Source organism: Occultella kanbiaonis (assembly GCF_009708215.1).
GTDB classification, from domain to species: Bacteria; Actinomycetota; Actinomycetes; order Actinomycetales; family Beutenbergiaceae; genus Occultella; species Occultella kanbiaonis.
Map to the genome: position 1 here is coordinate 1,652,617 of NZ_CP046175.1, position 25,737 is coordinate 1,678,353.

General features: G+C 66.4%; 22 protein-coding genes. 12 read left to right on the forward strand and 10 right to left on the reverse strand.

Features of this window, described 5'->3' with window-relative positions:
- Nucleotides 1-47: 47 nt before the first annotated feature.
- The 5 genes from GKS42_RS07315 (at nt 48) to GKS42_RS07335 (ending at nt 6,402) form a co-directional block, all read left to right on the forward strand.
- Nucleotides 48-1,835, forward strand: a complete 1,788-nt coding sequence (locus tag GKS42_RS07315; protein ID WP_154793242.1) for a KAP family P-loop NTPase fold protein — start codon at nt 48-50, stop codon at nt 1,833-1,835.
- Nucleotides 1,835-2,692, forward strand: a complete 858-nt coding sequence (locus GKS42_RS07320) for a hypothetical protein (RefSeq protein WP_154793243.1) — start codon at nt 1,835-1,837, stop codon at nt 2,690-2,692. Before GKS42_RS07315 ends, GKS42_RS07320 begins: the two co-directional genes overlap by 1 nt.
- A gap of 4 nt (nt 2,693-2,696) precedes the next feature.
- Nucleotides 2,697-3,959 carry a hypothetical protein gene (locus GKS42_RS07325; protein WP_154793244.1) on the forward strand — a complete coding sequence of 421 codons (1,263 nt, stop codon included), beginning with the start codon at nt 2,697-2,699 and terminating at the stop codon, nt 3,957-3,959.
- Nucleotides 3,949-4,710 (forward strand): TatD family hydrolase, encoded by a 762-nt coding sequence (locus tag GKS42_RS07330; RefSeq protein ID WP_154793245.1) that lies wholly within the window; start codon nt 3,949-3,951, stop codon nt 4,708-4,710. Before GKS42_RS07325 ends, GKS42_RS07330 begins: the two co-directional genes overlap by 11 nt.
- Nucleotides 4,711-5,742: 1,032 nt before the next feature.
- Nucleotides 5,743-6,402 carry a hypothetical protein gene (locus GKS42_RS07335; protein WP_154793246.1) on the forward strand — a complete coding sequence of 220 codons (660 nt, stop codon included), beginning with the start codon at nt 5,743-5,745 and terminating at the stop codon, nt 6,400-6,402.
- 1,438 nt (nt 6,403-7,840) lie between these two features.
- On the opposite strand, the gene GKS42_RS07340 is transcribed toward GKS42_RS07335, so the two are convergent.
- Nucleotides 7,841-9,790 carry an SIR2 family protein gene (locus tag GKS42_RS07340; RefSeq protein WP_154793247.1) on the reverse strand — a complete coding sequence of 650 codons (1,950 nt, stop codon included), beginning with the start codon at nt 9,788-9,790 and terminating at the stop codon, nt 7,841-7,843.
- 1,158 nt (nt 9,791-10,948) lie between these two features.
- Between GKS42_RS07340 and GKS42_RS07345 the strand changes: the two genes are divergently transcribed.
- Both GKS42_RS07345 and GKS42_RS07350 read left to right on the forward strand, forming a co-directional pair.
- The gene (locus GKS42_RS07345) at nt 10,949-11,260 is read left to right on the forward strand and encodes a hypothetical protein (RefSeq protein WP_154793248.1); all 312 of its coding nucleotides are present in this window, start codon (nt 10,949-10,951) and stop codon (nt 11,258-11,260) included.
- A 179-nt stretch (nt 11,261-11,439) separates the two neighbouring features.
- Complete coding sequence (locus tag GKS42_RS07350; protein ID WP_168217785.1) at nt 11,440-13,161, forward strand: right-handed parallel beta-helix repeat-containing protein; 1,722 nt, start codon at nt 11,440-11,442, stop codon at nt 13,159-13,161.
- A gap of 98 nt (nt 13,162-13,259) precedes the next feature.
- On the opposite strand, the gene GKS42_RS07355 is transcribed toward GKS42_RS07350, so the two are convergent.
- From GKS42_RS07355 to GKS42_RS07385, 7 genes are all read right to left on the reverse strand, one after another.
- Nucleotides 13,260-14,138 (reverse strand): DinB family protein, encoded by an 879-nt coding sequence (locus GKS42_RS07355; RefSeq protein ID WP_154793250.1) that lies wholly within the window; start codon nt 14,136-14,138, stop codon nt 13,260-13,262.
- Complete coding sequence (locus GKS42_RS07360; RefSeq protein ID WP_154793251.1) at nt 14,135-14,767, reverse strand: SRPBCC domain-containing protein; 633 nt, start codon at nt 14,765-14,767, stop codon at nt 14,135-14,137. The genes GKS42_RS07355 and GKS42_RS07360 overlap by 4 nt, the downstream gene beginning before the upstream one ends.
- A 2-nt stretch (nt 14,768-14,769) precedes the next feature.
- Nucleotides 14,770-15,180, reverse strand: coding sequence for an ArsR/SmtB family transcription factor (locus tag GKS42_RS07365; RefSeq protein ID WP_154793252.1), 411 nt, complete (start codon nt 15,178-15,180; stop codon nt 14,770-14,772).
- A gap of 200 nt (nt 15,181-15,380) precedes the next feature.
- A complete protein-coding gene (locus GKS42_RS07370) occupies nt 15,381-16,154 on the reverse strand; it encodes an ABC transporter ATP-binding protein (protein ID WP_154793253.1) in 774 nt (257 codons plus the stop codon).
- Nucleotides 16,155-16,222: 68 nt separating this feature from the next.
- Complete coding sequence (locus tag GKS42_RS07375; protein WP_413230905.1) at nt 16,223-17,122, reverse strand: carbohydrate ABC transporter permease; 900 nt, start codon at nt 17,120-17,122, stop codon at nt 16,223-16,225.
- 21 nt (nt 17,123-17,143) lie between these two features.
- Nucleotides 17,144-18,097, reverse strand: a complete 954-nt coding sequence (locus GKS42_RS07380; RefSeq protein WP_154793255.1) for a carbohydrate ABC transporter permease — start codon at nt 18,095-18,097, stop codon at nt 17,144-17,146.
- A 12-nt stretch (nt 18,098-18,109) separates the two neighbouring features.
- Nucleotides 18,110-19,453 carry an ABC transporter substrate-binding protein gene (locus GKS42_RS07385; RefSeq protein ID WP_154793256.1) on the reverse strand — a complete coding sequence of 448 codons (1,344 nt, stop codon included), beginning with the start codon at nt 19,451-19,453 and terminating at the stop codon, nt 18,110-18,112.
- 546 nt (nt 19,454-19,999) lie between these two features.
- Between GKS42_RS07385 and GKS42_RS07390 the strand changes: the two genes are divergently transcribed.
- Complete coding sequence (locus tag GKS42_RS07390) at nt 20,000-20,548, forward strand: AMIN-like domain-containing (lipo)protein (RefSeq protein WP_154793257.1); 549 nt, start codon at nt 20,000-20,002, stop codon at nt 20,546-20,548.
- A 75-nt stretch (nt 20,549-20,623) separates the two neighbouring features.
- On the opposite strand, the gene GKS42_RS07395 is transcribed toward GKS42_RS07390, so the two are convergent.
- On the reverse strand, nt 20,624-21,787 hold the full coding sequence (locus GKS42_RS07395; RefSeq protein WP_154793258.1) for an acyl-CoA dehydrogenase family protein: 1,164 nt from the start codon (nt 21,785-21,787) through the stop codon (nt 20,624-20,626).
- A gap of 212 nt (nt 21,788-21,999) precedes the next feature.
- On the opposite strand from GKS42_RS07395, the gene GKS42_RS07400 reads away from it, so the two are divergent.
- Nucleotides 22,000-22,281: an HU family DNA-binding protein gene (locus GKS42_RS07400; RefSeq protein ID WP_154793259.1), complete on the forward strand. Its 282-nt coding sequence runs from the start codon at nt 22,000-22,002 to the stop codon at nt 22,279-22,281.
- A 75-nt stretch (nt 22,282-22,356) separates the two neighbouring features.
- Here the strand turns inward: GKS42_RS07400 and GKS42_RS07405 are convergent, their stop codons facing one another.
- Nucleotides 22,357-23,364 carry a TetR/AcrR family transcriptional regulator gene (locus GKS42_RS07405; protein ID WP_154793260.1) on the reverse strand — a complete coding sequence of 336 codons (1,008 nt, stop codon included), beginning with the start codon at nt 23,362-23,364 and terminating at the stop codon, nt 22,357-22,359.
- 126 nt (nt 23,365-23,490) lie between these two features.
- On the opposite strand from GKS42_RS07405, the gene GKS42_RS07410 reads away from it, so the two are divergent.
- The 3 genes from GKS42_RS07410 (at nt 23,491) to GKS42_RS07420 (ending at nt 25,689) form a co-directional block, all read left to right on the forward strand.
- Nucleotides 23,491-24,435: an ATP-binding cassette domain-containing protein gene (locus tag GKS42_RS07410; protein WP_154793261.1), complete on the forward strand. Its 945-nt coding sequence runs from the start codon at nt 23,491-23,493 to the stop codon at nt 24,433-24,435.
- A complete protein-coding gene (locus GKS42_RS07415) occupies nt 24,432-25,232 on the forward strand; it encodes an ABC transporter permease (RefSeq protein WP_154793262.1) in 801 nt (266 codons plus the stop codon). Before GKS42_RS07410 ends, GKS42_RS07415 begins: the two co-directional genes overlap by 4 nt.
- 97 nt (nt 25,233-25,329) lie before the next feature.
- Nucleotides 25,330-25,689, forward strand: coding sequence for a DUF3039 domain-containing protein (locus tag GKS42_RS07420; protein WP_154793263.1), 360 nt, complete (start codon nt 25,330-25,332; stop codon nt 25,687-25,689).
- Nucleotides 25,690-25,737 lie beyond the last annotated feature (48 nt).

Consider the following 25,737-nt stretch of genomic DNA (forward strand, 5'->3'; position numbering starts at 1 on the left):
CGGAACCAGTCGCTCTCGCGCTAGCGTGCCAATAGTGGCGAGGCAACGTGCCCGTCGACCCCATCGCAACGATGTGGGTGAGACTTAGGGATGAGGGACTCGACGTGTCGGGGGTTGTGTCGAACATCAAGTTGTGGGACGACAACCCCACGGTGATCGACATGCTGGGGTTCGAGCCCGTTGTGGACACCGTGGTCGCGGCGGTCTGCTCCCCGACGCTCGACCCGGTGACCGTCGCGCTCCAGTCGTCCTGGGGCGGAGGGAAATCGACCGCGCTCAAGCTCATCGAGGCCAAGCTCGGAGCGATCCCCGGCGTGGTCGTCGTGACGTGCGACCCCTGGGAGTACGACGACCTGCCGAAGTCAGAGATCCGGAACCTCGTCATCAGCCAAGTCCTCGAGGAGCTCAGCACCGACCAGAGCTTTAAGGACCGGGCTACGGGACTGCTCAAGCGGATCGGCTGGGCGAAAGTCGGTGCGACGATCGCGAACATGGCACTCGCCCGCGAGGTCGACGTCGACAAGCTCGTCGATGTCTTCACCCCAGGCTCTGCGCAACCGACGTCGATGGCTGGCTTCCGAAGCCAGTTCGCCGACCTCGTCGCCGAAACTCCCGACCTCGAGAAGGTCGTGGTGCTGATAGATGACCTCGACCGGTGCAGCCCGGACTCCGTCGTCGCGATCCTCGAGGCCGTGAAGGTGTTCCTTGCCGTCCCGAAGATGGCCTTCGTCGTCGCTGCCGAAGAAGCTCTCATCCGATTCGCGATCGAGCGGAGCGCGAACTCGGGTGCACGCAGTACATACTCCGATCGGTACCTGGAAAAGATCGTCCAGATCCCCGTGCGGCTCCCGACGTTATCTCGCGACGATGCAGAGACTTACATCGCTCTGCTGCTCGCCTCGCATCGCGACCCGGACGTAGGGACGGAACTCGTCGCGCACGTCGCGGGACGGCGCGTGGACGCGAGGAAGCCGTACCTCGGCGCGCCGTTTCCCCCGGGCGCCGACCCCCACCAGGACGACCTTCTTCTGGCTGCGCAGGTCGCGGCTGGGCTCAGCCACGACAAGTGGAGCAGCCCTCGCGCGATCAAGCGGTTCCTCAACGCCTGGGGTGTGCGCGTGTCGATAGCGCAGGCTCGTGGAGCCGAGCTCGACCTCGACGTGATGCTGAAGTTGTACATCCTCGAGGACCGCTTCCCCAAGTCTTTCGAAGCGCTCGTGTCGCAGATCCCTGAGGAGCGGGGGGCGTTCATCGACCAGTGGGAGAAGTGGGCGAACAGCGATGGCGAGGGCGGCTCGGGCAAGCCTGAACAGGTTGACGACAGCACGCGTGAGTGGGCTGCCTCGGCGCCGAGCCTCAGTGTCGTGTCCGGGAAGATTGACACCTACCTGACCGTCGCTGCGACATTCACGTCGTTCAGCGCCGCCGAGGGCCTGTCCAGCGAGATCCTCGCGCTCCTGGACGACCTCATCTCGGAGAGCGATCCGATCCGCCGCCAGGCGGTCACCGACATCCTGGAGTTCGACGTGTCGATCCGAGAGGCGGCAGTGACGCGCCTGCTCGAACGCTCCGGTGCTGTGTCCACCGCCCTTGCAATCGAGTCGGCGAAAGACCTCGCGAAGAGTGACCCGAGCCTTCCCGCGGTCTTCCACGACGCCGTCCGTGTGCACGCCCTCCCGTACATCGAGCCCGAGTCCGTCCCGGACATCGTCGATGCAGGCGGCGACGCGTTGGTGACGCTAGAGGCACTGCGGGACCGCGCGGGCGTCCCCCCCGTGCTGAAGTCGGTCGTCGAGGACGAGATCGCGTCGCTGCGAAATCAGCAAGGGCGCTGATGGGAACCCAGCTGTCATACGGTGGCAGCAGCAGCGCGCCCTGGGACGCGGCGGCAGCCGACGCGGCAGCGATCGACGACGGCTCAGCGGATAGCGTCGGCACCGAGGCATCACCGGCGGCCCCGTCCGCGAAGCCGAACGCTCCTGAGGATGCTGCACTCGAATCGCTCGTCGGGCACATCATTCAGGCGTTGGATGCGCACGAACGTCGCCCGATCCCCGGCGCACCCAGCCGGCACACCCCGACGAGCGCTCGTCCGTCCCGGTTCACGCCGGGCGGCTCGAGCGTGCGGAGCGGTACCGGGAAGTTCGTCAGCACCCCCAGGTCGAATCGGAGCGCCACGCAGTCGATCGCCCGCGGTGCCGCGGCGGTCTCCGCAGGCTCCGCACTCGCGCGACGCGACGCCGCCGCTCTGCGTGACCTCGGACTAAACCTCGACGAGCTTGTGACATTGAGCGCGCGCGAGCAGAACCAGCGAATCCTCGACGAGTTGCTCGGAGCCCCCGGACACCCCGACGACGAAGCGCTGCGACGAGCAGCACTCGCCACACTGAAGGAAGTGGCGAAGAACCCCGAGCTCACGCAGGACGAGCAGATCGACCACCTCCTCGGTTCCTACGTCTACGAGCAAGCGCTAGTCGAACTGACGTCGAGCAAGCATCGCAACTTCAGCAAGGAGGCGTTGCGCACGCTCGACAAGAGCCTCAAGCCGTACATCTTCCGCCGGGCCCGGCACCGCGCCGCAGCGGGCAACAGGTACCTGTCGCCCGCGCTCTTCATTGAGAAGGCGACGTCGCTGAGCGCGGTCGTGCTCAAGGCGATCCGCAGCCACGAGGCCGGGAGTAGTAATGGATAGAGTCGTGGAAGTCCTTGCGGACGACGACGTGCCGATTCGCACGGATGCGCGAGTTCTGCTGTGGCCCACGAGCATCGACGAGCACTCGGACACCGTGGTGACTGATATCGACTGGACTCTTTCGTCGTTCGGCGACGTGCACCCCGTGGCGCGAGACCTCGCTCGCATCGCCGGCGCCGCATACCTGACCGACCGAACCGTCCCGCGCTCGACCACATTCTTCTCACGCCGGCTCCACCTGGTCGTCCACGTCGACCAGCCCGACGTCTTCCTGTCGCCAGCGGGCCAGCGCCTTGTCGACTTGCTCGCCTGGATCACCGGCGACGCCTGGACTATCACCCCGGTGCCGAACACCTCGACAGCCACACCAGTTCGCGCGGACGTCGTCCCGCGCGCCGCGGTCCAGCTGACGTCGGGCGGGCTCGACAGCCTCTGCGCGGCGCTTATTGGCCTGCCGTCACATGCCGAACGGCTGCACCTCGGGCACCGCGACCAGACCCGAGCAGTCGCGAAGTCGCAGTCGGACATGGCGGCGGCGCTGCAGAGAGTGGAGCCCTCGTTCGCGTGGTCGAGGGTCAAGTTCGCTCCTCGCAAGAGCGAAGAGAGCTCGACGCGAACTAGGTCATGGCTGTTCATGGCACTCGCCGTCGCAGCTGCGACGGGCTCCAACGCCGGAGAAGTCATCGTCCCGGAGAACGGGTTCACCAGCCTGAACCCGCCGTTGGTGCCCAGCCGTGGTGGAGCGTTGTCCACCAAGTCGACGCACCCGTGGACGTTCACCCAGGGCAACCTATTGATGGACGAACTCGGCGTCGGGGTTCGCCTGATGAACCCGCACGCCCTGGATACCAAGGGTCAGATGCTTGCACGGGCTGCGGCGACTGGAATTCCCGGATTCGATGACATGGTCAGGAACTCGACCTCCTGCGGAAAGATGGACGGGGGAAGGTACAAGGGCGGCAACCCGAACCTGAACTGCGGTCTGTGCATCGCCTGCCTTGTGCGACGCGGCGCGTTCTTCGGTGCCGATCGACTCGACCCAACCGAGTACGTGATCGACCGATTGGCACGCAATGCTCGTGCCGAACTCCTAGAGCGTCGCCGGTCCGACGTCTGGGCGATTGAGGCGTGGGCGACCCGCGAGACCACAGTCGAGGACCTGATGGCGTCCGCTCCGTGGCCCCGGGGGACCGACTACGAGACCATGGTGGACATGGTGCGCCGAGGCCGGACCGAACTGCTCGGAGCGTTGAGCATTGCCCTGTAATCTGCCCCCGCTTGACGCGCACGCGCACATAGCCGGAGATGTGACCCAGGCGCAGCTGGACGCGCTCGGTGGCGCGGTCGTGTTCGCGATGACCCGTTCGGTCAACGAAGCACGGTACGCACTGCGGCCTGCTGGCGCTGTCGCGGCGAACGTCGTCTGGGCGATCGGCGTTCACCCGGGTGTGCCAGTGTCGCTGGCACAGCACTCCCCGGAAGCATTCGCGGGGGAGCTCGATCGGTTCGCCCTTGCAGGTGAGGTCGGCCTGGCCGGTCGAAGTAGCGAGACTCAGACCAACGTCTTCCGTTCTGTCCTCGAGTCTGCGGCGGATCACCCGGTGCTGGTCAGCGTGCACAGCGCTGGAGCACGAACTGAGGTGCTCGACGAGATAGCGCGCCACTCGCTGCCCGGTGTCGTCCTCCATTGGTTCAACGGAACCCAGGCCGAGTTCGATCGGGCGATCGAGCTTGGGTGCTGGTTCTCGGTCAACGCCGCCATGAGTGACGCGACCTTGCGCATGGTTCCGCCCGACCGACTCCTGACCGAGACCGACTTTCCCGCCGCACGCCGTAAGACCTTGGCGGCGCGTCCGGGGGATGTTCGAGAGATCGAGAGCCGCCTCGTCGCTCTAGGCCGAACTGACGTCCGTACTCAGGTCTGGCGGAATCTCGCTTCCCTGGTGGAGGAGGCGGGCGTGATGACGAAGCTCCCTTCCGCGGTTCAGCAGGTCATCCACAGCGCTACGCAAGGATAGTCCGCTCTCCGCAGAGCATCAGGGCGGTGGTGGCCCCTGGGCGCCTCCGTCGTACGCTGCGGACTTGGTCACGGGCTCACCGAGTTCCTGTTCTGCTTGAGGTAGCAGCACGTCCAACTCATCGACGGCAGCGGTGTCTGACCGTAGTCCGGGTTGAGTCCGCTCACTTTGTGCGTGCAGGATGCTTCGCGAGATACCGGCCGGTGGTGCCGGAACGGGTCTTGCTCGTGACATTGCGGCGCTCGAGCTTGGCCGACGCCATAGTGGACAAGCCTGCGGACTCGGCGGCTACTGCTGTACTTACATGTCGACGTCCCACGGGTCCACCGCCTCTCAGGGTTCAAGGTGAGGACCAAATTTAGCGCTGGCGCCGAGGCGTCCCTGGCGGCTGGCGGGAGGGAGCACCAGGCGGCTCCATCGACGATTTCGCCGAAAGCCACCGGGGGCTCGCTTGCTCCGTAGGGGGTGGGATGCGGGCCCTCTGCGAGGTCTCTAGAACCTCCACAGGGGTGACACGCGCCTTTCTGGACGAGGATCGCCGCAGGTCAGAGGGCTACGGGTGAGACTCCCACCGTTTCCGATTCGCTCGGCAAGGCGCCATAAGTGGTGAAGCTGCCCGGATCGTGGGCAGTTGACTTGCCTGGATGCCGCGGTCGCCGCGCGGATGGTGGTATGTGAGCCGACGACGTCGTTGATGCGCAAGTTGTAGATGGCGCCGACCTGCTCCGGGTGCACCTGCCGTCGTAGTAGCCGCCTCGGTCGCCACGCGGATGGACCGTTGTACGCGGTCGGAGTTCCTGGCTCATTGCGCTTGAGACTCACTACCCGAGTCTCCAGGCGATCGGAAGGCCGTGGTCCGAGGGAGAGTTCCGACGAGTTCAGCACCGCCGTCGTACATGACGCGAGGCTGGCCGATACTCTCGGGGCAGGCCCGGCGCAACAACTTTGAGGAGCCGTATGCGTGTAGTTACTTATCGTCGAGGATCGGGGCGCCCGTCAGATACGGCGAGGGGCAATCTCAACGAACTTGTGATGCTGATGGAAGCGGCGGTTGCCCTTGCGAATGTGGAACGGTGGGTCCAAGCTTCTGTTGCGTCCGCAGCGCGCGAAAAGGCTGGCAACTCCATCCTGACCGATGACGTTCGACACGCCGGCAAGAAGGACTCGTATGAAGTATCGGTGGTCGACGGCTTCATGAGGCTCGGAGCGGTGAGCTTCGCTGCACACGGGAGCGAGGCAGTCTGGGAGAGGACATTCCCAACAGGAAAGCAGGGTCGACCGCTTGCGGTAGATGTCTGTCTGTTCAATGGCAAGCGCGCCGAAGAGGCGCGCATCGAGTTCGGGCTCTATACGCTGACCAAGTTGAAAAATGATGCGCGCAAGCTCGCAGTTGATCTTTCGGACTCTGAGGAGCATACCGTCGCGAACTTTGTGATGCTCTGGCGCACTCGCGAGTCTGCGGTGCGGGCGTCCGACACCACATGGAGGGATCAGTGTCATGGCGACGCTCGAAAGGCCTCCACCTCCGCGTACACGGTGAAGGTGGAGGTCGCTTCGGAGCAGGACCTCTTCGTGGCAGCTGGGAACGACAAGCGAAAGGTCCAGGTGGGACTGTTCTCGGTTTTTTCGAACCCTATGCCGAGTGCGGACGGTAGTGCTCCGACGAACCCGCCGGTAGATCTGCCGCTGTAGTCTAGGCCGCCGTGACTGTTCTCCACGCGTACTCGACCAACTTGCTTCGCGCCTCGTCTGCATCCTTCTCCGCGACAAAGGGTCTCCCGCGATGAGAGCGTAGTTTCAGTCAGCCCGCCGGTCAGCGCGTCCGTAAGCAAAAGGAGCCGAGGTGCTCAATCTGAGGAAGGTTCCTTATATGCTTAAAGCCCGCACGCCGTGCCCGCTAGTTGCACCATCACCCATGCCGGCATACGTATGCCTATAAAAGGAGGAGGCGCGACATGTAACGAAGAGTGCTTTGCGACGCAATTCAGGCGGCCCTCTTATGGATGTGATGTTCAGCGTGCGTCCATCGGCCTTTCGAGACGAGTCGATTTATCAAAGGCCACTGCTGCAACGTAAAGGACAATCGATCCCACCGCGGAGTAACTGCCGATCAAGAGTCCGTTCACTGTGAGGCCGATGCCTGGCGATGTAAGCTAGAATTCCAGTAAGTGCTCCAAGCCACACGATTGTGTCGAACGGCACTGGAAGTCCTCGCGGGATGGGTTCGCCGTCGAGCGCGGTCGCCACCCACTCGCTTGAGGCGCTCGCGATGATGTGCAACGCTAGCGCGAACGTGGCGAGGCAGATGCCCGCGACGCGAAGGACTGGGATAGTCGGCGGTTGGCCGCGTCGTGTGGGCCTGGATGTGGTTGCTACGGAGTTGTCCAGAGGCGCGGCGCAATGCGCACAGAATCGTGCTCCCCGCTCGACGGAACGACCACATGCTGTGCACCGCCGCATGGCATCTTCCTATCTTCTACGCTACCGGAAGCTCTTGTAGAACTCATCCTCCTCGAACTCGACGCCCACCTCACGACGTCGTGCACATCTGAACGGTAGTCCACGACGTGGTCGCACGGCCGGTGGACGCACTAGTGACGATCAGACCCATCACACCGGAGATTTGGTGCCGGCTGGGTCCGAACTCATGCAGGCTGTCCGCTTCGGCGGATCCAGACTCAGCGCGCACGCGGAGGTCGAACCTCCTCTCCGCCGTAACGCGGATGACGCAACATCGAGGTACGCCGGCACCGTATAGCGACGTGTCGCCGGACCGCGCCACCGGGCGGCCCGACCTGCACCTGCGCCCTCGGTCATGTCAGCTTCGGAGGGAAGCTCGATCGCCTTGAGCCTACTTTTCGCGAGATGTGACACTTTTTCACGTCCTGCTGCACAGAGTCGCAATCTGGGCATAGTGCCGGGGGGATAGTCGACGCTAGCCTCGCGGGTCGGCGGATGGCGTCTCCAGCGTGTGCCAATGCGGCGCTGACCCCGCCAATGCAGGGCTAGGCGCCGCGACTACCTCGGCCGAACCGCGCTCCAGGGGCGCCTTCGAACGACCCGGGCGCACGACGCATCTGAATCTGGCACCGGATTGACGAATGCAACCTGTACTGGACGAAAATGCAGGTCAGAGCGATGTCGGTGCGATTGCCGCCATCTCCAGCGCCGTGCGACGATCGTACATGCAGACGACCCGGCGGAAGAGTGCTCGGTTAGTCGGAGAGCTGGCGTCCGGCGTTCCGTAGAGTTCAACGAGAACATCGCACAGATCCTGTGTTGTGTACTGCCCTGGATCAAGAAGGACCAAACATTCGAGTTTGAAGTACATCGTATACGAGGAGTCGAGAACTTGTCGTGGCGTTGTCAGAACACTCTTCACTTCACGGTTGAATCGTGCCTTGCTCTGACCAGATGCGGATAGTGGTCGCTCGGCAAGCCGTTGGATCAATTCAGGCAATTCTGTGAAGTTGACACTCCCATCCGCAGCGATGCGACCACACTCGAGAAGGTACTTGTGTACCGGAAGGTACGCGGTCGGTCCTGGGCGGATGGCATCTGGGATTCCAGAGAGCAGAACATTCTCGGGGTCGAGTGCCCGTTTGCGTATTCCGAGGACATCCTGCTCGACGTCATCGCGTCGAAGTGTCCGACCGATCGTGGATAGGCTCTGCAAGTCCTTTTCGGAAAATGCCCCCACGCCGAAGACGACGCGGTAGTCGCTCCCCTCATCCGTGTCGATTGGGATAGCGCGGACGACCTCGCGCGTCTGGGATGGATCGGGATGGGTGACTAGATCAAATACATGCTTGCGCAACTCGCGGAGGATCGCTGAAGGAAAGGGTCGGTCGAGTCGCGACAAGACCTCCCAGATCCATTTGAAGCTGTGCGTGTCAATCCTAGTGATCGGGAGGCGAGATCCGCCTCGCTCAATGCTGGTCTGCTCAATGACCGTCGGAGCTGACGCATCGTGATTCCACTCAACGAAGTAGATGCGTTTCCCCAGTTCGCCGAGGCGTTCAGGCCCAACCGCTGTAGCGATATTGTCAAGGATCTCGTTGAGATACTTATCGCCAAGGCTGTAGCCGACGAAGATCACGGGGTGTTCCGCAAAGATTGTCAAAAGTTTCGCTGCGAGATAGTGGTTTCGGTTCGAGAACCGTTCGTAGTCGCTCTTCGTCAGCACCAGCGTCAAGGGCTGCGATGCGGCTCCATGGATCTTGTACGTCTCCGCGATGAACTGCGCATCGCTCATCAGCAGTTCATCTTGGCCGATGTACGGCGGGAAGGATGGGAAGAGTTGGTCTGTCAAGGAGTCGTAGTTCGTCGTGATCACGCCGTCGACGACGGCCGTGCCCAATAGTTCAACCTCTGCGGCGAGGGCGGCGTCGTCAACACCCGGAACGCCAGGCAGCAATTTGTCGTTGGCGCCAATATATTCTGAGATCGCAACCTTAAGCCCACCCTCATCGTCGCGAACGCTTGAAGAATAGGCATTTCGCTGGTCCTTGTAGACGTGATCCTTCCACCAGAGAGGGTGAAATGCTCGAGCGACCGCCGTGGCTGCGGCGGGGAGATTGTTGTTGGCTGTCGCGAGGTGGAAGTTGAAGTCCTCACCCGCTTCGGTCGAAAAGTGCCTTAGCAATCCCTCCCAGTCGGGTAGGCCCAGGTAGCGTCGGGAGATCCCGCTGCCGATGAATAGGTATGGCAACGCGCCGTGTGACGTAAGTGAAGTTTGCAGATGGTCTGCGGCCCGGTCGGTGTCGAAGGTGAGTTGATCATTGTCGGTGGGACTCGACTTGTTCATGCCACGATTATTCATGATCCCGCGCCAATCCAGGGCGGATGTCGGCGCGAGTCGCAATGTGCCAGTACGTGACGCCCGGCCACGGCGAAACTCGTGCCGACGCCATCGCTCGCTGCGCCACGTGCCCGAGGCGCAGTGCTTCGCATTGTCCCAGTCCAGGTGGGGCGCGAACTCGAGGTAGACGAGCGTCGCAGTAAGCGCGAGGTAGCTCAGCGCCTCAAGCCCAAGCTGGTGCCAGCCGCCACGCCGGCCGCCCACCGGCGACTCCCGCACCGTGCTACGCCACAGTCCGCCGGTACTGCTGAGATCGCGCCCACGGAAGAACACTACGAAAGGCACGCCGCTCGCGGCGGCCGTGTCGCTGGACCGGGACAGAGCTGCCGCCTCCTCGTCGGCGAAGGTAGTCCGGTCCCTCGCGGAGTCGAGAACAACGCATACGTCGCCGAAGACGGGTCTGCTGCACGGATAGGGGACACCTGACCTGTGGGGATTTAGTCACTGCTGGATGTACCCATGCCCAGACACCACCCTCAGGAGTTCCGAGACGACGTGGTGGCGATCGCCCGCCACGGCGCGGCTCCGATGTAACAGATCGCGAAGGAGTTCGGCATCTCCGATTCGTGCCTGCGCATTTGAATGGGAGCCGCCGATGTCGAGGACGGCCGCCTTCCCGGAGTGAGCGCAGGCGAGTCGGCCGAGTTGCGCGAGCTGCGGCGTCGCAACCAGCTGCTCGTGCAGGAGAACGAGGTCCTGCGCCGCGCGGCGCTTATCTGTCCCAGGCGAACCTGCCGGGAAAGGGCTCTACCCGCTCGTGAGTGGGCTCGCCGGTGACGCGATCCGCGTCGCGGTGAACGTGCCGGGTCCTCAAGCTCGCAAAACAGCCCTACTACCGCTGGCTCGCCATACCGAGCTCTGGCTCTGGGACATCACCGATCACCCCACCGCTGAAGGCAGGTTCTACCTCTGCGCCATTCAAGGACGTGTATTCCAAACGGATCGTGCGCCTACTCGATCAGCGACTGGATGAAGTCCCGAATCGCACCCAACCCCGAACTCCAAGCTCACGGCCCAGCCAACAGGCCCAAACGGAGGATCCGCTTCGCACACGTGAAGCCACGTGCGTAAAGCCGCCGAGCGAGCCCGGGGGGAGTTCGAGGTCTGCCAGGGTGTGTCGCTGGGTGGTCATGGTGCGTCCTCCTCGGTTGCGTCTACCGCTTCCACACCACTGCCACAGTGTGGCCCAAAGGCGCATTGCTGCTGATCAGAGTCTCAGCGGTGAGACTCCCGCCACCTCCACCCCGAAAGAGCGCCGTGTACCCCCGAGTACACGGCGCTTTTCGTCGTCATTCCAACGGTCTTGGGCGTCGTTCGGTAGCCGTCGCCGACAGAGTTCGCACGCGGGACGCCGGCATCGCGCGGTAGATTCGGCGCATGCTGGGGGAGGACCCGTCTCGAGGTGCCGTCACGGTCGACGAGCCGACGAAGGTGCTGATCGCCAGGCCCGAGGAGGTCACCCACCTCGTGTGCTGCCGCGACGAGGTGTGGCGGGTGGCGTTCTGTGGTGCGGAGTCCCACGAGATCAACATGGCGGCCGAGCGCTTGTGCGCGATGTGCGTCGAAGTGGTCCTGCGTGTGGATCCGCGATTCTACGAACGGCAGCCGATCCTGTGCGCGAAGGACCGACGTCCGTGCCCCACCGAGCACGAGGTGAACCTCAGGGTCATCGACGAGATCGGGCCCTGACGCCCTCGCGCGCGTTGATCAAAGTGCGGGGCAGGGCGTCTCGGCAGGCCGACGGGTCTGCCCTTGTCGCAGTCGGACTCATGTGCTTGTATGGAAGGCGCAGATGATGGATTGACAATGTACATTCACGATGGGGTGTGTTGATCATGAATGCGAGTACTCACAGGGTTCGTGAGGAGTTGAGCCGACGCGGGTTCCTCGTCCTGGCCGGTTCCGGCCTCGGGGTCGCGGGTTCCGTGTATCTGGGCGGTAGCGCTGCGTCCGCTCATCCACAGGCGATCCATGTTCGCGACTTCGGCGCCGTGCCCGACGACGGCATCGACGACACGGCAGCGATACGCGCGGCCCTTGCAGCCGCTACCACCCGTGGTCGTCCGACCACCGTGCTGTTCGACGCCGGCACCTACCAGCTCGCACCCGACCCCGACGGCGGCGCGAGCCTGCCGATCTCGGGTGCCGTCGGCCTGAGTCTCGTGGGCGAGGTCGGGCCCGACGGGCGCCCGTCGACCCAGCTGGTCGGCGGTCTGCCACTGGCGAACGACATCGCGCCCGCCACGCAGTTCACCCTGACCGATTGCCAGGGGCTGACCATCAAGAACTTCGTGCTGGACTACTCGCCTCGAGCCACGTCGTCGGGAGAAGTGGTCTCGGTCGACCCCGGCGCCGACGAGGTTGTCGTCGACGTCTTCGAGAACTCCACCCACTTCGACGGCATGCGCTGCTACTCGGCGAACAGCTGGGACCTGGCCACGCGCCGCCTGAATCGCGTGACGCCTCTGACGATCGGCACCAACCCCGAGCAGTTCGCGAACCTGTGGCACAGTGTCGCCGGCGGAACGGGTCGCCGCTACCGCATCTCGGGGCACGGCTTCTCCGACCGGGTCGTGCCCGGTGACGGAGTGTCCTGGCACCTCAATGTGGTGGGCGGCTCGTACAACATCTTCGCGCTCGGCTGCCGGGACCTGGAGATCGAGAACCTCCGGATCCACAACGCGGTAGGCGTCGGGATGCTCGCCGGCTACGGTCACAACGTCACCCTGAACAGGGTCGTCGTCGAGCCGGTCGGGGACCTGGCAGTTGGCCCCCGGGACGCCATCCACCTGTCCAACAGCACGGGCACGATGAGCGTCACCGACTGCTACATCAAGGGCGTGCGGTGGGACCCGCTGGTCTCACGCAGTTCGTTCCTGCGAGTGACCGACGCCGGTGATGGGCGGGTGATCACGGTCTCGCCCGTCAGCGCCGGTTCGCGGGCACTGCCGTTCGCACCGGGGGATGAACTGACGTTCTGGGCGGGCGCGCACCCGTCCGCCGCGTCGGTCGTCGAGGCCAGTCCCCTGGACGAGGAGGGAGCTGCATTCCAGATCCGGCTCTCGTCCGACCTTCCCAGCGATGCCGCCGTGGGTACGTTGCTCAGCAGCGCCGGCCACGAGTGGGCCGCTGCGAGCCTCACGGGCACCACCATCGAGGACAACATCGGCACCGCGCTGGTCTTCATGAACCGGAACCTTCGTGTGCATGGATGCCGCTTCGCCAACAACGCCTACCACGACATCGGTCTGGGCACGACGAGCGCCGGCACCGGCTCGTTCGCGCGCGATGTGGACATCCGCGGTAACAGGTTCGAGGGCTCCGGATGGGTCCAGAAGTACAGCAAGCACGCTCGCACGGGCGCGATCCTGACGTTCGCCAACAACGGGGCGTTCACCAACCAGCCCTACAACAGCGGCATCACGATCCAGGCCAACAGCTTCACCGATCTCGAGACGGAGGAGGTCCAGACCGGCATCTACCTCCGCAATGCTCGTGACGTGACGGTGCGGAACAACCGTTACGTCGACGTCGCCCGACGCGTCGAGGTCGACGCCGCCTCGACCCAGGACATCGATCTGCGGGATTGAGCCGGTGATGGGCCGGATGCCGTTGGTGTATCCGGCCCTCGTCGGCTGGCAAGCCGCGCTCAGCGATGACGGACGCACGAGGCGTCGGGCGACTCTCGTCACTCGATCCCGCGGGAAGCCAGCAGCCCCAGGTCGCGTTCGGCGAAGCGCCGGTGCTCGGTGTGCTCGCGCAGGACGACTCCGATGCAGTGAGCGACGGTGACCGTCTCCGGCTCCTCGCCGACGCCGAGGCTGCCCGTGCGCAACTGCTCGAGGTCGGTGTCGGTCAGCGCGGCCAGCACGGCATCGACGCGCGCCCACTGCGCGTCCAGGGCTTCGACGACCTCGGCGTAGCCGGGTCGGGCGGAGCGATCGAGGCCGAGCGCGGCGCTGTCCTCATCGGAGAAGTCGGTCGGCGCCAGGCCCAGCCGATGGTAGGGCTCGGGCGGGTCGGTGAGCATGACGCCGACCCAGCTGTCGATGCCGAAGATCAAGTGCCGCAGCGTCTCCACGAACGACCACTCGCCGTCGACCCGTTCGTTCCGGACGGACTCCGGGAGGGCCTCGGCGCGTTCCTTCGTCTGCGCCCACAGCCCCTTCAGCATCGGCCACATCGCACGGAGGTCATCCGCGGTCGTGGCAGCGCGCAACTGCACGCGTTCGGGGTGACGGCGGTCCAGCTCAGCCGCGACGAACGCCGACACCTCGACGTCGTCGACGAACAGCGAGCCCGCTGCGCCGTCGAACCCGGTGATCCTCATCCCGTCGACCCAGCTGCTGGCGATCCTGGCCTCGCGCAGGTCACTGTCGCGGACCGCCAGGCCGAACAGGTCCGACTCCCGGAAACTCGCGCCGTGGAACTGCGCCGTCCGCTGAAACTCCTCTGCCATGACCGCTCCTGATGTCTTGCCTCGTCGCTGACGGCCGAAGTTAACACCGAATCCGGACGGTTCCCGTCCGTGAACGTCCGGCACGGTCTGGCGGGTGGCGTCGGTCACTCCTCCGTCGGCATCTCCGTGTAGAACGCGGTGGTGCGCAGTGCGGCCGCGGTGGCCGCCTCCGCAGGAGTGCCGGCGGCGACGCTCGCCCGGGCCCAAGCCTCGCTGCTCGCGGTTACGAAGGCCTTGCCCTCGTCGGACAGGACCCAGGCGTTCTCGTCGTCGGGCCGCGCCGCATCGGGATTCGCCAGATGTAGGCCCAAGCCATAGAGGCCGAGGTCCCAGCCCACGCCGGTGGCGCCGGGGCCGAACTGGTCCCACCACTCGTCCGCGACGACGGCGGTGTGCTCCAGTTCGAGGCTGGCTGCGCCGCCTTCCTCGCCCCGGATGCGCACCGCGAGCCAGGAGACCTCCTCGCCGTACTCCCAGGTGGCCGTGAACTCGCGAGGGGCGTCACACGTCTGCACGGTGCCGGCCGCGTTGTTCTCGACCTGGAAGCGGCCACCGAGCCTCAGGTCGCCGGTGACCGGCGCGAACCAGCGGGCAATGCGCGCTGGAGTCGTGACGGCGTCCCATAGGTCCTCCGGAGTCGTCTGGTAGGTCTGCGACAGGGTCGCGACGCGCGCCTCGTGGCCGTCGCGCTCGACGGTGCTCAACTGGCGCAAGGTGGTGTCGGTCGATTCGGTCATGCTCACTCCTCGGTGCTATCGGTATCGGGGCTAGCGGTCGGTGAGGCAGGCGTTCGATCGGAAGCGTTCGCCCCGGTCGTGGCTCGGATGCGTCGCCCGCGGTTGCCGCGAGCGATCTCGGTGCCGAGTGCGTCGAGCCGGGGCTGCCAGGTGACACGAAACGCCTCGAGCCACGCATCGACCTCCCGCAGCGGCTCATCGGCCACGGCGTAGATTCGGCGGGTGCCCTCGGGGCGCACCGTCGCGAAGCCGGAGTCCCTCAGGACCCGCAGGTGCTGGGAGACCGCCGGCTGACTGATTCCGAACTCTTCGGTGATCGCGTCCGAGATCGCTCCGGCGGGCCGTTCGCCGGGGGCGAGCAGCTCCAGGATCCGACGGCGGACCGGGTCGCCGAGGATATCGAACGCGTGCATGGGGCTACTCTAGAAGTGGCAACTTATATAAGTCAATACTTCTAGACGGGATCGGCGACGACCCGTGAACGGCTCGGATCTGCTGGCCATTGGAACGTGGCAGCAGGCGTCGGGTGCGCCCCGCGCCGTCGGGGCGCTTCCGCGGAAGCGCTGCGGACGCTGCGCGCGGACGGCTCGGGCGGGCTCCGCCGTCGGGCGCTTCAGCGGAAGCGCTGCACCGCTAGCGGAGCCGCTTCGGCGATCTCCCGGATCGCCTCGTGCTCGGCCTTGGCCAGCACCTCGCCGAGCGGCCCGGAGGAGACGAACGTGCCGTCGGCGAGGAAGTGGACGTGGGTGCACATCCGCTCGACCAGTTCGAGGTCGTGGGAGACCAGCACCAGCGCGGTGCCCAGCCGACCGGTGAGGGTGGCCAGGCGGCGGGCCATCGCGCCGCGCGCCTGCGGGTCGACGGCCGTGAGCGGCTCGTCCAGGACGAGGATCTCCGGCCGGGTCGCCAGCGCGACCGCCAGCGCCACGCGCTGCCGCTCGCCCCCGGACAGGGTGAGCATGTTGCGCTTGGCGTAGCGCTCCTCGAGGGCGACCGCGTCCAGGAGTTCCTCGATCGGCGTGGCGTGGGTACGCCCGCCCTTGCGGGCCTCGGCGAGCGCGCTCTTGAGATAGCGGGTCACGGTCAGCTGCGGATCGGTGATGGTCAACGAGTCCTGGGACATGAACCGCACCTCCGCCTTGAACGCCTTCGCGTCCCGGCGGGGCATCTTGGCGGTGTTGCGGCCGTTGTAGGTGACGGTCCCGCGGCTGGGGCGCAGCGTTCCGCGCAGGAACCGCACCAGGGTGGTCTTGCCCATCCCGGACGGTCCGACGATCCCGATGGGGGCGTCGCCGGCGGTGACGGTCAGGTTGACGCCCCGGAGCACCTCGTTTCCGGGGTAGCCGCCCCAGAGGTCGCGTGCCAACAGCGTCGATCGTGCCGTCATTGAGTTCTGCTCCTTGCCGCCGGACAGGTCGTGTTCTACCTAGCGCATGCTAACGCCCGGACCTGACCTCACTTGAGTCCGGTGGTCGCGATGCCCTTGATCAGGTACTTCTGACCGGCGATGAAGAACCCGATGATCGGCGCCAGCGAGACGACCGACATCGCGAACATCGGCCCCCAGGCGCTCTGGCCCTCGGAGTCCATGAACTGCCGCAGGGCCAGCGGCACCGTGTAGAGCGAACTGTCGGTCAGGTAGAGCAGCGGGCCGAAGAACTCGTTCCAGGTCGAGATGAACGTGAAGATCGCGGTGGTCGCCAGCGCCGGGACGCAGAGCGGCAGGATCACCCGGAAGAAGGTCCGGAACGGGCCGCACCCGTCGATCCGGGCGGCGTCGTCCAGCTCGCTCGGCAGCGCCCGCATGAACTGCACCATCAAGAAGATGAAGAACGCGTTCGTGGCCAGGAAGTTCGGCACCACCAGCGGCAGGTAGGTGTTCATCCAGCCGAGCAGGTTGAAGATCACGTACTGCGGGATGAGCAGCACGTGCCCGGGCAGCATGAGCGTGCCCAGCATGAGCGCGAACAGCGGCTTCTTGCCGACGAACTGCATCCGGGCGAACGCGTAGGCGGCCAGTGAGCAGGATGCCAGGTTGCCCACGATGGTGAGCGCGACCACCACGAACGAGTTCCACAGGTACAGGTGGAAGGGGTGGTTCAGCGAGTTCCAGCCCTGCGTGTAGTTGGTGAAGTCCCACGTCGAGGGCCAGAGCGAGAGGTCCGCGAAGACCTCCGAGCTCGGCTTGAACGAACTGGCCAGCATCCACAGCAACGGATAGAGCATGATCGCGCCGACCGCGCACAGGATCACGTGTCGCAGGAACCGGGTCCGGCTGTTGCTCCCGAGCTTCTCGAAGTAGCTGTCCTCTGAATCCGCGGCGATCGCGCGCGAGCGCTGCCGGATCTGGGTCATCAGTGCCATCGGAAAGTGCCCCTAGTTGTCGTAGAAGACCCAGAACCGGGACATCAGGAAGTTCGCGGCGGTGAAGGTGGCCACGATCATCAGCAGCAGCCAGGCGAGCGCGGACGCGTAGCCCATGTCGAACCGCTGGAAGCCCTCGATGTACAGGTACAGGTTGTAGAACAGCGTCGATCCGGACGGACCGCCGGTGCCCCCGGACAGGATGTAGCCCTGAGTGAACGTCTGCAGCGAGCCGATCAGGGCCAGCACCAGGTTGAAGAACAGGATCGGGCTGAGCAGCGGCATCGTGATGGACACGAACTGGCGCCACCGGCTGGCGCCGTCGATCGAGGCGGCCTCGTAGTACATGATCGGGATCTGCCGCAGCCCGGCCAGGAAGATCACCATCGGCGAGCCGAACGTCCACACGTGCAGGGAGATCAGCACACTGAGGGCGTACTGCGGGTCGGAGACCCAACTGGGCCCGTCGACGCCGAAGAAGGCGAGGACCGCGTTGACGATGCCCTGGTTGCCGAAGATGTAGCGCCAGAGCATCACGATCGCGACCGAGCCGCCCAGGAGCGAGGGCAGGTAGTACACGGCGCGGTAGTACTTCAGACCCTTGATGCCCTTGTTCAGCGCGAGCGCGACCCCGAGTGCGGCGAGCAGCGAGAGCGGGACACCGACGAACGTGTAGATGCCGGTCACCTTCAGGGCCTGGAGCAGGTCCTCGTCGGTGAGCATCTCCTCGAAGTTGTCGAGGCCGATCCAGTTCGGGTTGTTGATGAGGTTGTAGTCGGTGAAGGCCAGGTACAGCGACGCCCCGAACGGGATCAGGGTGAACAGCAGCCCCACGAACCAGGGGAGCAGGAAGATGTAGGCGGCCTTCTCGTTGCGACGGCGCGGGCTGCCGCGCCCGGCCGCCCCGACCTGCCGCGAGGGAGCGGAGGTCGGGGCGGTGGTCGAGGGTGCGATCGAGGTGCTCATCGGAACGCCGGATCAGCCCGCCAGCACGTCGTTGGCCGTGGCAACGAGCTGGGCGGCGGCGTCCGCGCTGGTGATCCGGGCGAACTCGACCTCGACGGCGACATCGGCCAGCTTGGACTGGATCTCCGTGGCCCCGACCGGGTCGGCGAACGCCGGCGGCAGGTCCTCGGCCTGCAGCCCGAGGATGTACTCGGTGGCGGTCACGTCGTCCGTCTCCAGGTTCGGCAGCAGGCCCTCGGCCACCTCGGCGTTCGGCGGCACGCCGCGGGTGGTGCCCATCGCCTCCCACGCGGTGAGCTCGTTCGTGAGGAAGCTGAGCAGCTCCGCGGCCTGGGCCTGGTAGGAGGACTGCGACGAGATCGACCACAGGTGTGGGCAGTCGATGGACTGGCCGCGGCGGGGTGCCGTGGACTCGCCGGGAATGCGCAGCAGGGCGAGGGTGCCACCGCAGGCCTCGTTGTAGCTCTTGAAGTTGTTCGTAGGGATGATCTGGGAGGCCGTGCGGCCCTGGGCGATGTAGGACGCCTCGGCCGCACTGGTGGTCCCGTCGAAGAACCCGGCGGGCGGGAAGCCACCGGCCTGGCGCATCTCGTCGGCGAAGTCGAACCAGGCCTGGAGGGTGGTCTCGCTGGCGCCGAACTGGCCGTCCTCGGTGTAGAGGTCCTCGCCGTGCTGGCGCACCCACACGTACAGGTTCGCGACGGTGGCCATCTCGTAGGCCGTGCCGTAGATCGAGCCGCCGCTGGCCGCGGTGATCGCGTTCGCCATCGTGGCCAGGTCCTCCCACGTCCAGGTGTCGCCGTCGGGAAGGTCGATGCCGTACTCGTCCAGGACTGTCGTCTGGATGATGAAGCCGATCGTGTTCAGGCCGGCCGGAACCCCGATCAGCTCACCATTGACGTCCCAGGGGGCCAGCACCGGCTCGGACAGCCCGGCCAGGTCCATTCCCTCGATGGTGCGCAGGTCGGTCAGGGCGCCGCGGTCGCCGTACTCGCGCAGCTGGTCGCGACGGATCGCCATCAGGTCCGGTGCATCCCCGGCCGCGATCCGGGTCGCCAGCTTGTCCTTGTACGGGCCCGAGTCCTGGTACTCGGTGGTGATCGTGACGTTCGGGTGGTCGGCGCGGTAGAGGTCGAGAGCGGCCTCGGTGACCTCGGCCCGGCCGGCGTCACCCCACCACACGAAGTTCAGCTCGACGGGCTCGTCGGAGTCGGCCGGTTCCTGCTCGACGTCCTCCGGTTCGACGGCGCACGCGGCCGTCAGTCCGATGGCGCCGGCAGTGCCGGCACCGACGACCAGATGGTTGAAGCCGCGCCGGGTCAGGGGTGCGGACGGGTGGGACAGGCGTGCGGACATCGCATGCTCCTTTGCAGACATGATGTGGATCGCTCTGGCTGGACCTGGTGGTGCTGGTCGGGCTGTGTGGTCGACGGGCCGACCGCTTGCGGTGGTGCGTGGCCTCCATCGGCGGTGACAGGTCCGCTCCGGAGACCGAACTCCTGAAAGCGGTTTCTAGCATGATCCGAGCGAGGGGGTCAACCTTGCACGTGAAGGTCACGAGCAGGTCACGGGCCGTATGGGTCGCCGGACGGGTTCCAGGTCCACGACAGTTCGTTCATATTTGGCGAGTTTGCAACCTATTCCCGACCTCAGGTCGCACCCTTCGACGGATCGTCGAAGGGTTGGCGGTGCGCTTCGGACCATCGGCGACAGGAGCGGGTGACCGGTTTCTGGCAGCCGTCCCAGATCGCGCTCTCACGGGGCGCGAAGCAGGTCCCTCACCCCAACGTTCCGAGCGTGATGCATCCGTGACCGGCACCGCCCTTCCGGGCGCCTCGGACCGGCGTAGCGTGCGGATCGCAGGGGCCACACGATCGGGGGACCTCAGGGAAGGGGAACGTCATGAAGCGCTTGTTCACAGTTCTGCTCAGCCTGGTCCTCGGAGCGGTCTTCCTCGTTCCGGCCGGGCCCGCTGCGACCGCCGCCGGCAGCCCGTACTGCGGGATCCGGTGGGGGTCGCTGCCCGAGTCCGATCCGACGATGTCCGCCGGCTGGCTCCAGAACGTCCGCACCGGTCGCCACGCCTGTTTCGACCGCATCGTCTTCGACGTCCACGGGGACATCGAGGGCTACCACGTGTCCTACGGAACGTTCACGAACGAGGGCGAGGGCCGCGCGATCCCGCTTCGGGGCGCGGCGGACCTCGTGATCGTCCTGAGGGTCCCGATCTACGACGAGCAGGGGACGGTTCGGTTCCCGTACCGATACGGGTCGGAACTCGCGAACGTGAACTCCTACTCCACGTTCCGGCAGGTCTTCTTCGGCGGCAGCTTCGAGGGGCAGACGACGATCGGCCTCGGTGTCCGGGCGCGGCTGCCGTTCCGCGTCTTCATCCTCGACGGCCCAGGAGACCTGAGCCGGCTCGTGGTCGACGTCGCGCACCGCTGGTGAGACGTCGCCTCACGTAGGTCTCAACGCCGACGGCGTGGGGCGCGTTCGCTGGCCGCGGACCCGCCCCACGTCGCGTCAGTCCCCGGCCGACGGCGTCGGGACGGGTCCGAGCAGGGCGTTCGCCATCGCGGCGTGGGCCGACTCGTCGTCGCTCGGGTGGAAGAGACCGGCGAGCACGTCCCGGTAGAGCCGGGAGAGCTCGCTGCGGTTGAAGTACGAACTGCCGCCGGAGACCCGGACCGCCTTCTCGACCACATCCTTGGCCGTCTCGGTCGCGCGGACCTTGACCGCGGACAGTCTCGCGAACCACATCGCGCCGTGGTCGACGAGGTTGTCGACGTCGGAGGCGAGCGTCGCGATCTGTGGCCCGATGCCGTCGAGTGCGATCGCGGCATCGGCGATCCGCCAGCGGATGTCAGGGTCGTGGGCGTAGGGGGCGCCGTCGTTCTTCAGCGAGGTCCGCTTGTGCACGGTCTCCACGGCCACGTCGAGCGCACGCTGGGCGATGCCGGTATAGACCGCGGCGAGCAGGATCTCGAAGTTCGCGAAGATGCCGAAGATGAACGGGTCGGCGTTCGGGCCGGGGACGAGCCGCCGGACGATCCTGTCAGCGGCGGCGGGCGCGCCGTCGAGCACCGTGGTGCAGGACTGGGAGGCGCGCATCCCGAGCGTGTCCCAGTCGTCCTTGATCTCGACGCCGCCACCGTCGCGAGTGACGAAGCCGTACACCGACCGCGGTGCGTCCTCGGACACGGTGTCCATGCCGAACGTGCCCAGCCGGGTCCAGGCCGGCGAGAGCGAGGTGAAGATCTTGGTGCCGTGGAACGTGTAAGCACCTGCGCCGTCGGGCCGCGCCTCGGTGGTGGAACCGAACAGGACCAGATCGTTGCCACGTTCGGAGATCCCGAACGCGAAGATCTCCCCGGCGGCCGCCTCGGTGAGGACGAAGTCGAGGGAGTCGTCACCGCGGTCGTGGACGGTCTTGGCGACACCGACCCACACGTGGTGCATGTTCACGGCAAGAGCGGTCGACGGCGCCGCACCGGCCAGGCGCATCTGCTCGCGGGTCAGCTCCTCGAGGGTGAGCCCGGCGCCGCCGAACTCCGTCGGCACGAGGGCGGTGAGGTACCCCGCGGCCGTGAGGTCCTCGAGGTCCTCTGTGAAGAACTCGTTCGCACGGTCGTAGTCGGCGGCACGGGAACGGATGCGCGCCAGCAGGTCATCGGTGAGCAGGCTCATGGCCGTAACACTGCCACGACGGCACGGGACAGATGGGGCGGAAGTGATCAAAGTGACGAAAGTTTGCGCCGAGGAGGGTGAAATGGGGCCAAGTTGGCGGAAACACGCCGAAATCACGGCTTGAAATACGCGGATCGGGGCCTCGGAGTCGTAGTGTCGATCCCGGCGCATCCCATTCGGGACGCGATTCCGCACGATGAGAGGGAACCTACGTGTCCGTCAACCGCACTGACCTTGTTGCCGCGATCGCCGAGAAGGCTTCGCTGACCAAGACGCAGGCCGACGCCGCGCTGTCCGCGCTGCAGGACGTTCTGATCGAGTCGCTGGGCAAGGGCGAGGCCGTCAAGGTGACCGGTCTGCTCAGCGTTGAGCGTGTCGAGCGCGCTGCGCGCACCGGCCGCAACCCCCGCACCGGCGAGGAGATCCAGATCCCGGCCGGTTTCGGCGTCAAGGTGTCCGCCGGCTCGGCCCTGAAGAAGGCCGTCGCCAAGTGATCCCACGCGGCGCCTGACTCCGGTCGGCGCCGCACACGAGAGGGCGCGGGGTTCACCCCGCGCCCTCTCGCATGCTCAGACCTTGCGCGCGGCTGCCTTCTCCTGACGCTCGCGTTCCCTGGCGGCCTGCGCCTGTGCCTTGTCCGCGGCCTTGGCGGCCCGATCCTCGGCCTTGGTGACCGCCTCGCGCTCCTTGCGGAGGGCCTCGCGCAGCTTCGCCTCCGCCTCTCTGCGAGCGGCTCGCGCCTGCCGGACCGCAGGGTCCTTGGGGTGCGCATCGGTGCGCTCGGCCTGCCAGTCCCGCGCCGGCGCGGGCGCGGGCGCGGCGCCGCCGGCGATGCGGTCGGCGATGTGGTGCTCCACGCCCTCGAGGATTCGATACACCCCGAACTCGAACGGGTCGGTGTCGTCGACGAGGGCGCCGGCCCGGATCGCGGCCGTCAGCGTCGGGAACATGTCCTCGGTGACCAGGCTCGCGATCAACTCGGTCTCGGCCCGCTCCAGCTCGGCCGTGCTCTGGCCATGCTCGGATGCGGACTGGACGTAGCCGCGGGTGACGCCGGCTGCCCAGCGGGCGTGGCCGGTGAACAGCAGCACGGCGGAGATCTGCTCCGACAGGTCCAGTGGCGTGTCCCGCATGAGCACCAGGCCGGCCTCGAGCCAGGCGAGGTTGTTCGGGGTGTTCGGGGTCCCCTGGATCGGGATGTCGAGGATCCAGGGGTGCGCCTGGTAGATGTCGACGTTCGCGCGGTAGAAGGCCAGCAGGCCGTCCTGCCAGGTCTGCGCCTCCTGCACGCTCAGCGGGGGCAGGCCGAGTCCGTACTCCTGCATGAGCAGGATCAGGTCGTCCTTGGCGGAGACGTACCGGTACAGGGACATCGTGGTGAAGCCGAGCCGGGTCGCGACGGCCGACATGGAGACCGCGCCGAGCCCGTCGGCATCGGCGATCTCCATCGCTGCCTCGACGATCCGCTCGATGCTCATCTCGCGCTTCGGTCCGCGCTGCGGGTTCGCCGCGACACCCCAGGCCAACGCGATGGCCCGGGGGAGCTCCACCTCGATCTGTCCGTCCGCGTTCTCCATCGGGCCATCCTCGCCGAGACTGCCGGTCCCGTCCACTTCTGTGTATGCCCTATACAACACTGCGTGCGGCATATACAGTGTGTGCCGCACACAGTGTGCGAGATAGACAGTTTCGGGAGGAATCGCATGACCACAGCGATCGACGTCCAGGGGGTGACCAAGTCCTTCGGCCGGCAGGCAGTGCTTGCCGGCATCGACCTCCGGGTTCGACGGGGGACCGTGTTCGCCCTGCTCGGGCCGAACGGCGCCGGCAAGACCACCCTGGTGAACATCCTGTCCACGCTGGTCCAGGCCGACGGCGGCAGCGCCCGGATCGAGGGTGCGGACCTGCGCCGGGACCCGGTCGGCGTGCGGCGCCGGATCCGGCTCACCGGTCAGTCCGCGGCGGTGGACGAGCTCCTGACCGGCTCGGAGAACCTGCGCATGATGGGGTCGCTCGCAGGCCTGCGGGCGGGCGCGAACCGGCGCCGCACCACGGAGCTGCTCCAGCAGTTCGGCCTGACCGACGCGGCCGACAAGCCGGTCAAGGCCTACTCGGGCGGGATGCGCCGTCGTCTCGACATCGCGCTCAGCCTCCTGACCGTGCCCCAGGTGCTGTTCCTGGACGAGCCGACTACCGGCCTCGACCTGCGCAGCAGGCTCGAGCTCTGGGACGTGATCCGCTCCCTGCGTGCCGAGGGCACCACGATCCTGCTGACGACCCAGTACCTCGAGGAGGCCGATCAGCTCGCCGACCGGATCGGCGTGCTCCGGCAGGGACGAATCGTGGCCGAGGGCACCCCCACCGAGCTCAAGCAGAGCGTGGGCGGCGAGGTCGTGGAGGTGCGCGGCCCGGACGGACGGGTGCTCCACGAGGTGCCCACGGACGGCTCGGTGCACGCGCTGCGCTCGGCCCTCGACGCGATCGACGCGCGCGGGCTGACCGGGACGGTCGGCCTGCGTCGCCCGAGCCTGGACGACGTCTTCCTCGCCCTCACCGAACCCGACGCCCCACCGCGCGACCCGGCGGCGGACCCGAGTACCGACACCGGCGTCGACGCGTTGGTGACCACCGGAAGGAAGCACCGATGACCGCCCTGACCGCCGCGCCGCCGTCGGCCCCCGCCCGGCTGCCGCTGGGCACCGAGGAACGGACCTTCGTCGCCCGCAGCATGCGGCACACCATCCGCAATGTCGAGTCGCTTCTGATGGCGATCGTGCTCCCGGTGATGCTGATGCTGCTCTTCGTGTACGTGTTCGGCACCGCGATCTCGCCCGACGGCCAGTACGTGAACTACGTGGTTCCGGGGATCATCCTGCTGTGTGCCGGGTTCGGTGCCTCCTCCACGGGTGTGGACGTCGCGAACGACTCCGCGACCGGGTTCATGGACCGGCTGCGCACGATGCCGGTCCGCAGCTCCGCGGTCATCACCGGCCATGTGGTGGCCAGTCTGGCACGCAACCTCGCGGCCACGGCCATCGTCATCGGCGTGGCGCTCGCGATCGGGTTCCGACCAACGGCGTCCGCGGGGGAGTGGGTGGCCGCCATCGCCCTGGTGGCGCTGTACATCCTCACCATCACGTACCTGTTCGCGGCGATCGGCCTTGCCAGTGGCAACCCCGAGGCGGCCAACGGCTACGGCTTCATCCTGCTGTTCCTGCCGTACCTGTCCAGCGCGTTCGTGCCGACGGAGACGCTGCCGACCTGGCTGCGTGGCGTGGCCGAACATCAGCCGATCACACCGGTCATCGAGTCGATCCGAGGATTGCTGACGGGCGTCGAGTCCGGGAACGCTCCGCTCGTGGCGGTGGCGTGGTGTGTCGGGATCCTCGTGGTCGCGGTGACCTGGTCGACCATCATGTTCCGGCGCAAGGCCGGGCGCCGCTGAGGCCAGGGGCCGCCCATCGCGGCGTTGTGCCCCACCTCACCGCACCGAAGTCCACGCCCAGGACGCAACCTGGGCGTGGACTTCGTACACTGGTCCCATGAGTGAGCCCCTTCCTCCCACGCAGCCCCAGGAGACCGAGCGCCTTTCATCGGGCACCGGCACCGACGTCCTGGAGCGGGCGGAGGTGCGGGAGGAGGCCTCGCCCGGTGACGCCGAGCGCTACGCGCACTACGTCAAGAAGGAGAAGATCACCGCCTCCGCCGTGTCCGGCGCCCCGGTGATCGCTCTGTGCGGCAAGGTCTGGACACCGAACCGCGACCCCAGCAAGTTCCCGATCTGCCCCGCCTGCAAGGAGATCTTCGAGGGTCTCACCGGCGGCGGTGGCGGCAAGGACGGCGCTGGCTCGGAGTCCGGCGGCAAGGGCCGCGGGTTCTTCGGCTTCGGCTCCAAGAAGTGACCTCGGGTACCTCCACCGGCTCCCCGTCCCACCCCGAAGCATCCGGTT

What these genes read in the sequence shown, in the direction of transcription:
- GKS42_RS07320 (WP_154793243.1), top strand. Translation starts at nt 1,835, where the DNA reads ATGGGAACCCAGCTGTCATACGGTGGCAGCAGCAGCGCGCCCTGGGAC.
- GKS42_RS07335 (WP_154793246.1), top strand. Translation starts at nt 5,743, where the DNA reads ATGCTGATGGAAGCGGCGGTTGCCCTTGCGAATGTGGAACGGTGGGTC.
- GKS42_RS07345 (WP_154793248.1), top strand. Translation starts at nt 10,949, where the DNA reads ATGCTGGGGGAGGACCCGTCTCGAGGTGCCGTCACGGTCGACGAGCCG.
- GKS42_RS07360 (WP_154793251.1), bottom strand. Translation starts at nt 14,767, where the DNA reads ATGACCGAATCGACCGACACCACCTTGCGCCAGTTGAGCACCGTCGAG.
- GKS42_RS07365 (WP_154793252.1), bottom strand. Translation starts at nt 15,180, where the DNA reads ATGCACGCGTTCGATATCCTCGGCGACCCGGTCCGCCGTCGGATCCTG.
- GKS42_RS07370 (WP_154793253.1), bottom strand. Translation starts at nt 16,154, where the DNA reads ATGACGGCACGATCGACGCTGTTGGCACGCGACCTCTGGGGCGGCTAC.
- GKS42_RS07375 (WP_413230905.1), bottom strand. Translation starts at nt 17,122, where the DNA reads ATGACCCAGATCCGGCAGCGCTCGCGCGCGATCGCCGCGGATTCAGAG.
- GKS42_RS07380 (WP_154793255.1), bottom strand. Translation starts at nt 18,097, where the DNA reads ATGAGCACCTCGATCGCACCCTCGACCACCGCCCCGACCTCCGCTCCC.
- GKS42_RS07385 (WP_154793256.1), bottom strand. Translation starts at nt 19,453, where the DNA reads ATGTCCGCACGCCTGTCCCACCCGTCCGCACCCCTGACCCGGCGCGGC.
- GKS42_RS07390 (WP_154793257.1), top strand. Translation starts at nt 20,000, where the DNA reads ATGAAGCGCTTGTTCACAGTTCTGCTCAGCCTGGTCCTCGGAGCGGTC.
- GKS42_RS07395 (WP_154793258.1), bottom strand. Translation starts at nt 21,787, where the DNA reads ATGAGCCTGCTCACCGATGACCTGCTGGCGCGCATCCGTTCCCGTGCC.
- GKS42_RS07405 (WP_154793260.1), bottom strand. Translation starts at nt 23,364, where the DNA reads ATGGAGAACGCGGACGGACAGATCGAGGTGGAGCTCCCCCGGGCCATC.
- GKS42_RS07410 (WP_154793261.1), top strand. Translation starts at nt 23,491, where the DNA reads ATGACCACAGCGATCGACGTCCAGGGGGTGACCAAGTCCTTCGGCCGG.
- GKS42_RS07415 (WP_154793262.1), top strand. Translation starts at nt 24,432, where the DNA reads ATGACCGCCCTGACCGCCGCGCCGCCGTCGGCCCCCGCCCGGCTGCCG.
- GKS42_RS07420 (WP_154793263.1), top strand. Translation starts at nt 25,330, where the DNA reads ATGAGTGAGCCCCTTCCTCCCACGCAGCCCCAGGAGACCGAGCGCCTT.